Origin of the sequence: Corynebacterium sp. TAE3-ERU30, assembly GCF_019209925.1 — a bacterium.
GTDB lineage: Bacteria > Actinomycetota > Actinomycetes > Mycobacteriales > Mycobacteriaceae > Corynebacterium > Corynebacterium megadyptis.
This window is the reverse complement of the sequence record NZ_JAHUTO010000001.1, coordinates 1-13,988: the sequence shown is the minus strand read 5'-3', so window position 1 is coordinate 13,988 and position 13,988 is coordinate 1. Positions and strand designations below refer to the sequence as shown.

Here is a 13,988-nt window from a genome sequence, read left to right as displayed (position 1 = left end):
GCCGCGGCGGGCTGATACGTAGTATCCGGGGCTGCGGATGGGACGCTGGTGTTATGCAACTGGTGAACCACGCCCTTTAGGCTACACCCCTTCACCATGGACTTTGGCCATTACCGGCGGGCTTTCCCAGCAGCACTTGGACGTTGTTTAATTCCGCCCATTACACCGCATTTGAACGGCGTTTAGGTTTATATTCTCAGAACTGTTCCTCGATGGATTCCACGTCCGGAAGCAGCGGCGCCAAGGAGGGCAAGGCCCCGAGATCCTCGATTCCGAGAGTCTCGAGGAAGAGCTGCGTGGTCTCATAGCGATGCGCGCCCGTGCTCGGCTCGGGCGGATCGACCTCGCGGATTAAGCCCCGCTGCGCCAAGGTGCGCATCACGCCATCCACATTCACCCCGCGCACCGCAGCCACTTGGGCGCGGGTCACCGGCTGGCGATAGGCCACCACAGCCAAGGTCTCCAAGGCGGCGCGGGTGAGCTTCGTTTTCTCCCCATCGAGCACGAAGCGCTCCACGCTATCGGCGTACTCGGATCGGGTATACAGCCGCCAGCCGTCCTCGCTTTCGCGCAGATCGAAGCCACTACCGCGGGCATCGAATTCGGCGGCCATGGCGCGCAGCTCCTGCTCCACCAGCGCTGGGGTGGTCTCCAGCACGCGGGCGAGCTGCGCCGTGGACACGGGCGCATCGATTACCAACACGATGGCCTCGAGACGCGCCCGCATCCCGCTAACGGGTGCTGGGTGGGTGGTGTCCTGCTCTGTCACTAGGGCGCTACCGGCTTGTTATTGGCGGGATTCCCCCACTCGGACCAGGAACCGTCATAGACCTTGACATTCTCCGCGCCCGCCTCGGTGGCGGCCAGCGCCAGCACACAGGCAGTCACACCCGAGCCGCAGCTCATGATGAGCTCCTCATCGGCGGCACGGCCACCGAAGCGCTCCTTGAGCACCGCGGCGTCGCGCAGCTGCTGGTTATCGTCGAGAAGCGAGCTAAAGGGAATATTGACAGAGCCTGGCATGTGGCCGGAGGCCAGCCCCTCCCGCGGTTCGGGCTCGGTGCCGTCGAAGCGACCGGCGCTGCGGGCATCGAACACGGGTCGGCCGGCGGCGAGGGCGGCCTCTACCTCGTCCATGTCCACGAGCAGGTTCCGCTCGGTGGTGTCGAGTTCGCCCGCCTCGGCACTGGTCCACTCCAGCGCCTGCTCGCGCGAGATCTCCTCGGTGCTGAATCCAGCGGCAGTCCATGCCGGGAGACCGCCATCGAGAACCTTCACATTGTCGATGCCTGCCTGGCGGGCCAGCCACCAGATACGCGGGGCCACCATGATGCCGTGCCGGTCATAGACCACCACCGTGGTATCGGCGCGTACCCCAGCCTGGGCGAACACGCGCGCCAGATCGGCGGGGGCGGTATGCGGCCGCGGATCACTGGTATCAGAAAACTCGGTCTCAATATCGGCCAGCTTGGAGCCAGGAATCACGGTATAGCTATCGCGCGGGCGTCCCATCGCCGCGAGAAGCACCACGATGCTCTCTGGATTCTCATTCAGGCGTTCGGCCAACCACGTCGGAGATACTACTGCGTTCATGTCACCCAACTATAGGCATCGCAGCGGACACTGGCGCCGGCGAGTGCCCCCGCGGCATAACCACAGGCGCGCCGAGGTGTGGGATTAGGACCAGTTGGCGGAGGCCACCACGGCGGGGTCCACATCTTTGCCGGTCCACGCCACTCGCAGCTCTCCCAGCGCCTCTTCTTGCTCCACCTGCACCGCATGGGCCTTATAGAGCTCCAGGAGGGCAAGGAAACGGCCGACGATCTCCATACTCACCCCGCAGTCCTTGGTGAGCGCGGCAAAGCTGGCCCATTGGGATGCGCCCATGAATTTCAGCAGGCCCAGCAGTTTACCGGCCTGCTCCGGCACGGATACCGGCTGGAAGTGCAGATGCGAGGTCGAAACCTCCTCGGGCGGGCGGGGGCGAAAAACGCCGGCGGCAAGCTGCGCGAAACCCTGGGCGTCCATGCCCAGGTGCACCGGCGGCAGCAGCTCGGCGAAGCGCTCCTCTAAGGCCACGGCCCGGGGATAGCGGCGCTGGGCGCTGCGCTGCCATTCGGCAAAAAGATCGGCCACCTTCTTATAGGCGCGGTATTGCAGCAGGCGAGCAAAGAGCAGATCGCGCATCTCGAGAACCTCGGCGTCCTCGATGTCCTCATCTCCTGATTGGGGCAGCAAGCGCGCGGCCTTCAAGCTCAGCAAGGTGGAGGCGATGAGCACAAACTCGGTGGTTTCATCGAGCCGGTCGTGCATCTCGCCGAGCTGCTTGGTGTAGGAGATGAATTCGTCGGTGACCTCGCTGAGGGCGATCTCGGTGATCTCGAGGGTCCGACGATTGATCAGATGCAGCAGCAGATCGAAAGGCCCGGTGAAATTGTGCAGGCTGAGCTGAAAGCCGGGAATCTCCGGCTGCGAGGACGCCTCGATCGCCTCCTGGGATTGCCGCAGGGTTGCCCCGCCTGCGGCACGGGAGGTGGAACGGGCGGCGCTAGATTTCGCTGCGCTCAATGACTTCCTTCGCCAGCTCACGATATTGCTGCGAGCCTTGGGAGCTGGGCGCCCACATGATGATGGGCTCGCCCGCCACCGAGGTTTCGGGGAAACGCACCGTGCGGGTGATGACGGTGTCAAAGACTTGATCCTCGAAGACCTCGATCACCCGTGACATCACCTCGCGGGCATGCGAGGTACGGCGGTCGAACATGGTCACCAAAATGCCGGTGATCTCCAGATCGAAGTTCAGGCGGTCGCGCACCTTCTCCACGGTGTCCGTAAGTAGCGCCAGCCCGCGCAGCGAGAAGTACTCGCATTCCATGGGAATGATCACCCCATGCGAGGCCGCCAAAGCGTTCACCGTGAGCAAGCCCAAGGACGGCTGGCAGTCCAGAATGATGAAGTCATAATCCTTGCGCACCGGACGCAGCGCGCGACCCAAGGTGTGCTCGCGCCCCACCTCATTCACCAGCTGAATTTCGGCCGCCGAGAGATCGATATTGGCGGGCACCAGATCCAGCCCAGGCATGGCGGTGCTATGAATCGCGTTCAGGATCGACGAGCGGGAGTCCAGCATGACGTCATAAATGGTCAGATCCAGCTCATCATGCGCGATCCCCAGCCCTGCGGTCAGCGCGCCCTGCGGATCGAGATCCACCAGCAGCACCTTGCGCCCCAGCTCCGCGAGGCAGGCGCCGAGGTTAATCGTGGAGGTGGTCTTGCCCACTCCGCCCTTCTGGTTCACCATCGAAATGATGTGCGCCGGACCATGACGATCCACCGGCGCCGGTTCGGGCAGCGTGCGCAGGGGTCGGCCCGTCAAGCCGTACTCGTCCTCTGGCTTGTCGAACAATCCCTGCTCTCCCACGATCAACCCTTCTTCCTTGACTATCTCGCCCGCTGGTTCGCGGCGCGCCCCACACGCGCGAGATCACTCGAATCACATCAGTGTTCTTTACCCATAGATTACACGGGCGGCAGCGCTTCACCCTACGCTTATCGACGGCGCGTTGCACAGCACCCTTAAGTCAAGGTCTTATGCTTTACTTTTCCCGCGCGCGGGGATGTGCCGCCGCCCAGGACTCGCGCAGGGCATCCGCTGAAATATGAGTATAAATCTGAGTAGTCGTCACAGACGAGTGCCCCAGCAGCTCTTGCACCACGCGCACATCAGCACCGCCCTCGATCAAGTGGGTGGCATAGCTATGCCGCAGCGTATGCGGGGAGATCGACTCCGTGATACCGGCCCGCGCCGCAGCCCGCTTGACCAGAGCCCACGCGGACTGCCGCGACAATGGGCCACCGCGCAGGTTGAGAAAGAGGTGATGATCGCCTTTGGTGTTCAACGCCGGCCGCGCCCGCACCATATAGGCCTCCACAGCCCTATGGGCCGCACCGCCGACGGGAACGACGCGGTGTTTATCCCCCTTGCCTTTGAGCAGGAGTGCACCCTCGTCGATCCCCGAGATGTCGTCGACACGCAAAGACACCACCTCAGAAATACGCGCGCCGGTGCCATAGAGCAGCTCGAGCACCGCCAGATCGCGCAGATCCACCGCCGAGGCGTGCTCCCCCTGCGGCACCGCATCGAGCATGGCCGTTACCTGCGCCACGCTGAGCGTATCCGGCAGGTGCTGCGGTGGGCTCGGCGGCGTGACCTCCTTGGCCACATTCGCCGCCACCGCGTTTTCCTCGAGGGCGAAGGCATGCATCCCGCGCACCACCGAGAGCGCCCGCGCCGCCGAGCGCACCGACAATCCGCCGCGGCGAATATCGCTTAAGAATGTTTCCACCATGCTGGCATCCACGGCGGCGAGATCCCGCACCCCCTGCACGTCCAGCCAGGAAAGATAACGCTGGACATCGCGGCGATAGTTCGAGAGCGTATTGGCGCTGAGACCGCGTTCCACGCGCAGGTGCACGAGCCAGCGCTCGGCAAGAGATTCGGGAGTCACAACCAGCTACACCCGCTTCAGGTCTCCCTCGCCCCACTGCGCGGCACGCCGGGACGCCAAGCGGGTCGGGCGCAGCTCAAAGGGGGTGTCCACGCTACGCAGCACGTCCTCATGCTCTGCTGCGTAGTAGGCAGCCATAATCCCAGAGATGGCGATGGAATTAACGATCTCCCCGCGCAGCACCGCAGCGGCGGCCTTCTCCACTGGCACCCACTCGAGGGTCATATCTGCTTCCTCATCCACCGCCTCCGGCCGCGGCACCTCTGTGAGATCGCGCGCCAAGAAGATGCGGATGGCCTCTTCGCAAAAGCCCGGCGAGGAGACGACATCGCACAGCAGATGCCAGCGTGCGGCGCTCAAACCCGCCTCCTCCTGGAGTTCCCGCTGGGCGCAGCGCAAAGCCGGCTCCTCGGCCACATCGAGCAGCCCGGCCGGCAGCTCCCACAGCCGCTGCTGCACCGAATGACGGTACTGGCGCACCATCGCGATCTCGCCGGAGTCGCGCTGCGCCACCACCGCCACAGCACCGAAGTGCTCGATGATCTCCCGCTTCGCCGAGCTGCCCCCAGGCATCGTGACCGTGTCGCGACGCAGCGCCAGAATGGGCGACTCGTTGAGAATTTCGGAATCTTCGACGATGAATTCGTGGCTCATGGTGAGGGTTCTTTCTGGGTGGGGCCAAATACGTGTGGCGGGCTGAATGCTACTACGCATCAGCCCGCCAGTTCTCAATTCTGCCGCGACCGGGCCTATTCGGCGCTGTCCTCGGCGTTGTCCTCAGCGGCGTCGCCGGTGGCGTCGACAACCTCGTCATCGACGGGTGTATTGCTGCTCGGCGGATGTGCAGCCTCGGCGTTCGGGGCGGCACCATAGGCGCCGCTGCCGCCGTCAAGTTGCTGCTTCACCGCCAGCACCACGCTCATGCGGGCATAGGCGCGGTTGATGGAATCCACGGTGCTCACGCCCTCCGCGGCCTCGGGGTTGGCACGCACGATGCCCAAAGGGCCATTCTCGGCCGCCGCGGAGTAGCGCCCGGCCAACACGGTAGGGCTATCGCGGCCATCCATGGCCTCCGCAAAATCAGCGAGATTCTTCGCGGTCTTGGCCACGTCACCGGCGTTGTCGCTATCGCCGGTGTTCTCATAATCGCCGCTGAGGATCACCACGGCCGCAGCCGGGGAGAGACTTCCCTCTTCATAGTCGAGGTAGCCGGCCTCCTTCAGCGCTCCGAGCAGAGCATCGCGATCCGCATCCGAGGCCCGGCCTTCCTCACTATCGGGCTTGCGAAGCAGCGCCTGGGCAAGGGCCTCGCCGGCGTGATAGCCGGAATCGAGGCGCTCCTCGGAGAGCTGGGCCCCCGCCGGCAAGGTGGCGGTGACGATCGACTTCAGCTTGTCCGCGCCAGCGGGGCTGAAGAAGCTCTCGTCGAGCGTGATCGAGCCGGCACTGCTGGCACCGGCCTTGGTCAAGAGGTCGTTAATGACGTCGAAGTCTTCGCCCACCGTGTCGTGGGTGCGCAGCACCAGCACGGGGGTGTCGTTGAGGGTGCCCTGGACCACGGCCTCGGCGACATTGCGGGCCACGGAGTCCGCCGCATCCGCCTGGGCGGCGGCGATCTCGGACTGGGATTCCAGCGCCTCGAGCTTCTTCGAGCTCTCGCTCTTGAGCACGCCGACGCTGTCTCCCGGCAAGTTCGGAGCCAGGGCATAAGTGCCAAAGAGCACGCCAGCTGCCACACCGAAGGCGGCGCCAGCAATGGCAATGGAGGCTGATCCGGATGTTGTACCCATCTAGTTAAACCATCCCTTCACAAGATCCTGCACAGCGAGAGCGAAGCTATTCCAGGTGTCCACGAGGTTCTGGGTGAAACTAGCATCGCCGCTGGTGCCAGCGATAACCACGATCACGGCGAGAGCAACAAGGATACCCAGCAACGCCCACATCCATCCGAGCGAGGCACTGGAACGCACGGTGTAGAGATCGGCCACAGCGTGGCCATCGACGAGCTTATTGCCCACCTTGGCGCGGGTGAGCAGGCCCGAGGGGGTGGCTGTCTCAGCGTTGGCGAACATGTGCTGTAAGTCGAAGACGGCGCCGACGTTCACGATCAGCGAGGCGCCGTGATAATCGGCGAGCAGCAGCGCAAGATCCGTCGCGGACTCGGTAGCTGCCGGGAAGGTCATCGCGCCCACCCCGAGATCCTGGATGCGCTCCAAACCGGCGGCATAGCCATCGGGGTCGGCCGGCAGAATCACCAGCGCCCCGGAGCGCAGGGCGTCCGCGCCGATCGTGGTGGGGTTACCGACGATGATATCGGGGGTGTAACCATCCTCGACGAGGGTGTCTGCGGCGGCATTAACGCCGATGAGCACGGGGCTGTATTCCCGAATGAAGTTGCGCAGGCGCTTCAGCTCTTCGCGGTGGCCCCGTCCCGGGCTAAGCACCACAACCTTGCGGTCTTTGAGGTCGGAATCGATATCGGGGATGCCGATACCATCGATGAGCAGCGGCGACTCAGAGCGAATGAACTCGGTGGTATTGCCAAAATAGGCTTCCATATTATCCACCAGGGTCTGCTGCGCTTCACCGAAGCGGCTCAATGCTTCTTCTGCGGTGAGCACATCGCCGGAGCCGATAAGGCTGCTGCCGTGGAAGAACTCGCCCTCCTCGGTGAGGCGGGCTTTTTTGCCGTTCTTCAGCGTCGACCACGCCTCGGCGCCGAGTCCTTCGACCAGCATGATGCCCTCGTCCGCCATTAGCTGCGGCCCAAAGTTAGGCATAGCGCCGGTGGAGAACTGGGCGATATTCACCACGGCCGCCGGGCGGGCGTCGATAAGCCGTTGCGCCTGCGCACGGGTGATATCCGGGGCGTCTACGACGGCAATATCGCCTTCCGATAGTTTCTTCCATCCGCGACCCCGTGCCGTGCAGTCGCGGGCAGTGGCGTGCACACCTGGGAGGTCATCGCTCTTCGAGAACAGACTCATGCCCGCCATTGTGCAAGTTCTCGGCGCTGAAGTGGGTGAGGCGCGCGGACGCGCTGCACAAATCCCCTCCGCTGCGATATTTTCTTAGCCCTCGCCCCAGCCCTCTTTGTCCCGCGCCGCAGTGGCGAGTAGCTCCGTGGCGTGGGCCTTACCGGTTTCGGTGTCATCCAATCCGGCCAACATGCGCGCCAGCTCCTCGACGCGGCGCTCCCCCGTGAGATCCTCCACGGCCGAGGTCACAGAAGAATCGGAGACATCCTTCGATACGTGCAGGTGTTGATCCGCATAGGCGGCCACCTGCGGCAGGTGCGTCACCACAATCACCTGATTGCGCTGGGCGAGTCGCGCCAGCCGGCGCCCGATCTCCACGGCGGCGCGCCCGCCTACCCCGGCATCCACCTCGTCGAATACTAAGGTGGTGGAGCTTTGAGATTGGGCCACCACCACTTCGAGGGCGAGCATCACACGGGAGAGCTCACCGCCGGATGCCGCGTTCGCGATGGGTTGGGGGCTGGCACCTGGGTGGGCGGCGAGGCGAAATTCCACGGTCTCTGCGCCGTGGGGTGTCGGTGTGCACGCCTCAAGCGAGACCACAAACTCCGCCTTGGGCATGGCAAGTCCGCGGATCTCCGCGGTCACGTCCTGTTCCAAGGCGGTGGCGGCGCGGGCACGGGCGGCACTGAGCTTCTTCGCGGCCGCGGTGAGTTTCTTCTCCGCGCGCGCGACCTTCTTTTTCAGCTCTTCCAGCGCCTCCGGCGAGGTATCGATGCTGGCCAACTTGGCTTCGGCTTTGGTTTTCCACGCCAGCACCCCGGCGATATCGGGGGCGTATTTGCGGGTGAGGGATTTCAGATCCTGCTGCCGCTGCAGGGACTCCTCCAGCGCCTGCGGGTCCGAGGGCAGGGTGGAAAGAAACATGCCGAGCTCGCCGCTGATCTCGCCCAGCTGGCTGGTGAGTTCTTCTAGGCGCTCGGCCAGCTGGGAAAGATCTGGGTCCTCGGATCCGGCGAGCGCGCCGCTGGCTTCCCCGAGCAGATCGGATGCCGAGGCCTGCTCGTCGAAGCCGCCATCGCCTAGTGCCTCCATACCGTCGAGGGCAACCAGGGCGTTCTGCGCCTGCTCCCGCAGGGTGTCGACGTCCTGTAGTCGGCGGATCATGGCCTGCAGCTCGGTATCTTCCCCGGGCTGGGGATCTACTGTGCTGATCTCGTTAATGGCGAACTGGAGCCGATCGACTTCTTGGGCCATCTCACGGCGTGAGGCGGTGCGCTGGGCAAGATCGCGCGCCAGGTTGCGCCAAGTGGTGTAGCACTCGGTGTAGGTAGCGAGCAGGGGCGCGATGGCCTCGTCGCTGCGATCTAGGGCGGCGCGCTGGTGCTCGGGGCTGACCAGGCGCAGCTGATCGTTTTGGCCGTGAATGGCCAGCATCTCCCCCGCGAAGTGTTTCAGCGTCGCGGCCGGCACCGAGCGTCCGCCCAGATGCGCCCGCGAGCGACCGGTGGACTTGATCACGCGGGTGGCGATGAACTCCTCATTTTCGTCGCGCGCTCCCCCTGCCTCGCTCACGATCTCTTCCACCGTGGCGCACTGGGTGCTGGCCATACCGGCGGTGGAAAAACGCCCCTCCACGGCGGCTTCACTGGCCCCACTGCGCACCCTAGAGGCGTCGGCGCGATCGCCGGCAAGCATGCGCAGACCAAAGACCACCATCGTCTTACCCGCGCCGGTTTCGCCGGTGAGCACGCTTAATCCCCCCGAGAATTCGACACTCTCCGAGGGGATCACGCCTACGTTGTTGATCGCCAGTTCAGCAAGCATGCCTTAAAGCGTAGCGGAAGCGGGGTGCAGCTGTGCGTTGAGGATGCGCCCGCGAGCACCAGTTGGCAGGCAGACGGCGTCGTCACGCTGTAGCGTGCGGATTATTCGCGGCCGAGGGGCCGCGCCAGCCCTCCACGGGAAGCCGGAATTTGGTCACGAGCCGATCGGCGAAGGGCTTGCGGTCGAGACGCACCCAGCGCACTGGGGTGGCGGCCTTGTTGATCTCGATGCGCGACCCCGGCGGCATGGCCACTTGCCGGAAACCATCCATCACTGCCTGGGCGGGGAAGGTCGTGGACACCGATTCCACCGCCACCTGCGAATCTGGGCTGACCACTAGCGGTTTCGCGAAGAGCGCATGGGCGTTATTGGGCACCACCAGGATCGCATCGAGTTCCGGCCACAGCACCGGGCCTCCCGCAGAAAAGGCATAGGCGGTAGAGCCGGTGGGGGTGGACACGAGCACGCCATCGCAGCCGAAGGAGCTTACGGGACGGCCATCCACTTCGAGGATCGCATCCAGCACTCCCCGACTGTTGAGACTTTCCACGCTCACTTCATTCAGCGCCCAGCTCCGCCCGGCCACCTCATTATTCGGCCCCCGCACCACCGCTTCGATGGTCATGCGGTCTTCCACCTCATAATCACGGGCCACCACCCGCTCGATAGCTAGGTCGAGCGAATCGGAGTCCCATTCGGCGAGGAAGCCCACATGGCCGAGGTTGATGCCGAGCACCGGCAGGTCCGCGGAATAGGCGAGGTCGGCGCCGCGGAGGAAGGTGCCATCGCCGCCGAGCACGAGCACCATCTCCACGCCCTCGGTGGCCGAAACATCGTGCCCGAATTGCTTGAGCCGAGAAAAAATAGGGTGGCTGTCCAGGGGCGCTGCCTGCGGATCGACAGATACCCGTACCTCGATGCCGGCGTCGAGAAGCAATTCTGCGGCGCGCGCGGCGGCCTCCACATTCGAGCTGCGTCCGGTGTGTGGCACCAACAACACGCTGCGCGTGGTGTCGTCCTGGCCCGCGGCGGGGTGCGCGGGGGTCTCAGGTGCCGTGTTGCTCATTGGGGTCCCTCCTCGATGGCGCGATGAACCATCGCGTCAATGCGTGCGGCGGCAGGCTGGCTCGCGCCGCCATCCTTGATCAACCACAGGAAATACTCTACGTTGCCAGCGGGGCCGGGCAGGCCACTGGCCACAACTCCGCGCACACTGAGCCCCAAGTCGGCGGCGGCGTCGATGATATCGCGCACCGCCTCCTCGCGCAGCTGCGCGGAGCGCACCACCCCGCCGGCGCCGATACGATCTTTACCCACTTCGAATTGGGGCTTGACCATGGGCAGCAGTTCCGCCCCATCGCGCAGGCAGGAGACGATAGCCGGCAGCACCAGCTTTAAGGAGATGAAGGAAAGATCGCCCACCATCATGTCGGCCTGCCCGCCGAGCATCTCTGGGGTGAGATGCCGAATATTGGTGCGGTCGAGCACATGCACCCGCGCATCGTTTTGCAGCCGCCACACCAGCTGGCCATAGCCGACATCCACGGCGTGGACCTGCGCCGCGCCCTGCTGGAGGCACACATCGGTGAACCCGCCGGTCGAGGCGCCGGCATCAATGATCTGCTTGTCGGTGAGGCTGAGGCCCTCCTCGCGGAAGGCATCGAGCGCGCTGAGCAGCTTGTGTGCCCCGCGGGAGGCCCACTGATCGGAGTCGGCCTGCTGCACCTTGATGGAGATATCCCCGGTCACTTGGGTAGCGGGCTTGGTGGCCAGCATGCCCGCCACCATTACCCTGTTCTCGCGGATCATCTGTTGGGCTTGTTCCCGCGACCGGGCGATCTTGCGCTTCACCAGCTCCTGATCGAGCCGTCTGCGTCCACTCACTAGGATCCTTCTACTTTTCTTTCCAAGGCCTGATGCACCAATTCATGGGCCTGCGCCAGCACGCGCGCCTCCTCCGCCGCATCGGCGGTCGGCTGCTCTAAGAGCGCAGTCACCTCTTCTTTGAGCTTATCGACGTCGCCCTCTCCGCTGCCGCTCTGGGCGGCATAGAGATCACCGGGGGTGGGCATGGACTGTGGCGCCACGGTCTACCACCACTGGGCGACGGCGCGCTCGGCCGCATCGGAGGTGGTGCGCACCGCGGCGGCGGTGAGTTCATGAGCGTCCTCGCTATCGCTCCACACGGCACCGAGTGCGGCGCGGAGTGCCTCGAAGGCGGCATCGTCGTCATCGATGGCCGTGCCGCCGATACTCAGCTCGCCGCGTGCGGGATCAAAGGTGGCGGTGAAATTGCCGTGGCTATCGCTGTGGAAAGGATCCACGGCGTCGGCGGCAAGATCCAGCGCCCTTAAGTCTGCGGCCACATAGGTGGCGCGTTCTGCGACCGGGGCGTTGAGCACGTCCCAGCAGCCGCTGACGCCGGTGAGCACATGCAAGCTCGGCATTCCTGCAGCCACGCTTCCGGCGATATCGGTGTTCAGGCGATCGCCGATAGACAGCGGGCGGCGGGCGCCGGCGCGGTGCGCTGCCGCGAGGAACATCGTGGGTCCTGGTTTGCCCGCGGACTGCGGGGTAACGCCGGTGGCCGTGGCCACGGCCGCCACCATGGAGCCATTGCCCACGTGCAGGCCACGTTCCATGGGCAGGGTGGTATCCAGGTTCGAGGCGAAATAGCGTGCCCCGCGCCCAATGGCGAGGGCGGCCTCGGAGAGCTCCGCCCACCCAGTGGCGGGGCTATGGCCGTGCAACACTGCGGCCGGGCGATCATCGGCGGATGCGACCACCTCGAAGCCGGCATCGCGGGTGAGTTCTTTGAAGGAGTCCGCGCCGAGCACATACACCCGTGCCCCGGCCTCGACTTCCTGGGCGAGCATCGCCACGGCGGCTTGGGCGGAGGTGAGTACATCGCCAGGGCTCACCGTTAAGCCGAGGGAGCTGAGCTGCTGGGCGACGACTTCGGGGGCGCGAGAGGCATTATTGGTCACGTATTGGCAGTTCATATCTGCCGCTGTGATGGATTCCACGGCGTGCTCGATAGGGTCGCCGCCGGCGTAGACCGTTCCATCAAGGTCGAAGATCAGCAGGTCAAAATTCTTGCTCAGGCACATGGCTCATCATTCTACCCACCGCGCAGCGCGGCACCGAGAGCCCCTGCATAGCGCAGCCACCACCCACGATGCTGCGGGTGGTGGCTGGTGCGGGGATCTCGGGTATGCGGCCTCGTTTAGCCAAGCTCGGCGAGGCGAGCACGGGCGTCGAGAAGCTCCTCGTGGTCTTCGGAGATAGCCTTTTCGAACCACTTCTTTGCCTCGCCGCTGCGGCCGGCATCGATGAGAGCATCGGCATAGGCGTAGTGCAGGCGGGCGGCGCTCAAGTCCGGCTCGATATCTTCCAGGCCGAAGCGTTCCAGCTCGAGCACGGCGGCGTCGAATTGCTGCAAATCACGGCGGGCGCCGGCGATCACGATCGCGAGTTCGGCTTTGTCGGCCTTGCTCATACCGGAGGTGGATTCTTCCCGGGCGATCTCGATTGCCTTTTCTGGGCGGCCGAGGCCGCGCTCGCAGTCCGCCATCACTGCGAGAAGCCCCGGTCCACCACTCATGCGGCGCGCGGCGCGCAGCTCGGAGAGGGCTTCCTTCCACTCGCCGGCGTGATAGGCGGCGATACCTGCGGTTTCGCGCACCACAGCGACGCGGCCGCCGCGGTCCTTGGCGGCACGGGCGTGAGCGAGGGCCTTCGCGGGATCCTCGGCCATGAAGGCGGCGGCAGCAACCATGTGGGCGCCGACGCGTTCCGCGTTGTCCTTTGACAGGCTCCGCAGGTCCTGACGAACGGAGGGATCGAGATCCTTCCAGTTGATATCTTCAGGAATGGCCGGCTCGTTCTGGCGGGCGCGTTCTTTTTCATTGCGGAAGTTGGCCCGGGTGCCGCCGCTGCGATAGCCGGGAGTGCGGTTACGGCCGCCGCGCTGTGCGTGGCCGCGAGAACCACCCCGCGGGCCGTCGTTGCGGCGATCGCGACGGTCAGAGTCACGGCCCTGCCCGCCTCGGCGTTCGCCGCCGCGGTAGCCGCGGTCATCGCGGTCGCGGCGCTGTCCGTTATGGCGACGCTCTTCGTTATCGCCACGCTCATAGCGCTCTCGCCTATCACCGCCGCGGTAGCCGCGGTTATCGCGGTCGCGGTGGTCACGACGATCACGGCGGTCGTCGCGCTGGCGGCGATCTCCTCGTTCCTCCCAGCGGCGACCGTCCCGGTCTTTGTAGCCGCGGTGCTCACGGTCACCCCGCGAGCGTCCCTGGGATCCGCGGTTGCCGCCGCCGTGCTTATGGCCGTGTTCGCGGCGTGGGGAATGGGAGGAGTTATCGCGGTGGCGTCCGTCGTTGTCTGCCATGGGAGGTTGTGACACCCTTTCTTGGGCTCTGTGGTCGTGCTCTATGGGCTCTAGATTAGAGCAGTTCTGGTTCGGGCATGCAAAAAAAGGATGTGATAGGTAAGCAGAGAATACTCCGTTCTTACCTATCACATCCTTTATATGTTGCACTGTGAAGTTTTAGGTCGGCGGTGACTTACTCTCCCACACCCTCCCGGGTGCAGTACCATCAGCGCTGTCGGGCTTAGCTTCCGGGTTCGGAATGGGACCGGGCGTGTCCCCGATGCTATAACCACCGACACA

14 protein-coding genes and 1 rRNA gene are annotated in these 13,988 nt (G+C 64.8%); all 15 read right to left on the bottom strand.

Going from position 1 to position 13,988, the window contains the following annotated elements; all coding sequences use genetic code 11:
• Window positions 1–196: 196 nt before the first annotated feature.
• Entirely contained in the window at window positions 197–727 is a 531-nt protein-coding gene (scpB, locus tag KR227_RS00075; protein WP_218363645.1) for an SMC-Scp complex subunit ScpB, read from the bottom strand.
• Between the two features lie 41 nt (window positions 728–768).
• A complete protein-coding gene (locus KR227_RS00070; RefSeq protein ID WP_218363195.1) occupies window positions 769–1,593 on the bottom strand; it encodes a sulfurtransferase in 825 nt (274 codons plus the stop codon).
• Between the two features lie 84 nt (window positions 1,594–1,677).
• Window positions 1,678–2,508, bottom strand: coding sequence for a ScpA family protein (locus tag KR227_RS00065; protein WP_255549027.1), 831 nt, complete (start codon window positions 2,506–2,508; stop codon window positions 1,678–1,680).
• A gap of 40 nt (window positions 2,509–2,548) precedes the next feature.
• Complete coding sequence (locus KR227_RS00060) at window positions 2,549–3,421, bottom strand: ParA family protein (RefSeq protein ID WP_151528838.1); 873 nt, start codon at window positions 3,419–3,421, stop codon at window positions 2,549–2,551.
• A 175-nt stretch (window positions 3,422–3,596) separates the two neighbouring features.
• Complete coding sequence (gene xerD, locus KR227_RS00055) at window positions 3,597–4,508, bottom strand: site-specific tyrosine recombinase XerD (RefSeq protein ID WP_218363193.1); 912 nt, start codon at window positions 4,506–4,508, stop codon at window positions 3,597–3,599.
• A gap of 6 nt (window positions 4,509–4,514) precedes the next feature.
• On the bottom strand, window positions 4,515–5,162 hold the full coding sequence (locus KR227_RS00050; RefSeq protein WP_218363192.1) for an NUDIX hydrolase: 648 nt from the start codon (window positions 5,160–5,162) through the stop codon (window positions 4,515–4,517).
• A gap of 95 nt (window positions 5,163–5,257) precedes the next feature.
• Window positions 5,258–6,298 carry a copper transporter gene (locus KR227_RS00045; protein ID WP_218363191.1) on the bottom strand — a complete coding sequence of 347 codons (1,041 nt, stop codon included), beginning with the start codon at window positions 6,296–6,298 and terminating at the stop codon, window positions 5,258–5,260.
• Window positions 6,299–7,504 (bottom strand): putative cytokinetic ring protein SteA, encoded by a 1,206-nt coding sequence (gene steA / locus KR227_RS00040; RefSeq protein ID WP_218363190.1) that lies wholly within the window; start codon window positions 7,502–7,504, stop codon window positions 6,299–6,301.
• A gap of 75 nt (window positions 7,505–7,579) precedes the next feature.
• Window positions 7,580–9,313 (bottom strand): DNA repair protein RecN, encoded by a 1,734-nt coding sequence (recN, locus tag KR227_RS00035; RefSeq protein ID WP_218363189.1) that lies wholly within the window; start codon window positions 9,311–9,313, stop codon window positions 7,580–7,582.
• 82 nt (window positions 9,314–9,395) lie between these two features.
• Entirely contained in the window at window positions 9,396–10,379 is a 984-nt protein-coding gene (locus KR227_RS00030; protein ID WP_218363188.1) for an NAD kinase, read from the bottom strand.
• Entirely contained in the window at window positions 10,376–11,197 is an 822-nt protein-coding gene (locus KR227_RS00025) for a TlyA family RNA methyltransferase (RefSeq protein ID WP_218363187.1), read from the bottom strand. The genes KR227_RS00030 and KR227_RS00025 overlap by 4 nt, the downstream gene beginning before the upstream one ends.
• Window positions 11,197–11,400 (bottom strand): hypothetical protein, encoded by a 204-nt coding sequence (locus KR227_RS00020; protein WP_218363186.1) that lies wholly within the window; start codon window positions 11,398–11,400, stop codon window positions 11,197–11,199. The genes KR227_RS00025 and KR227_RS00020 overlap by 1 nt, the downstream gene beginning before the upstream one ends.
• A 3-nt stretch (window positions 11,401–11,403) precedes the next feature.
• Window positions 11,404–12,423: an HAD-IIA family hydrolase gene (locus tag KR227_RS00015; RefSeq protein WP_218363185.1), complete on the bottom strand. Its 1,020-nt coding sequence runs from the start codon at window positions 12,421–12,423 to the stop codon at window positions 11,404–11,406.
• A 116-nt stretch (window positions 12,424–12,539) separates the two neighbouring features.
• Window positions 12,540–13,706, bottom strand: a complete 1,167-nt coding sequence (locus KR227_RS00010; RefSeq protein ID WP_218363184.1) for a M48 family metallopeptidase — start codon at window positions 13,704–13,706, stop codon at window positions 12,540–12,542.
• Between the two features lie 162 nt (window positions 13,707–13,868).
• A 5S ribosomal RNA gene (gene rrf, locus KR227_RS00005) occupies window positions 13,869–13,985 on the bottom strand.
• Between the last annotated feature and the right edge of the window lie 3 nt (window positions 13,986–13,988).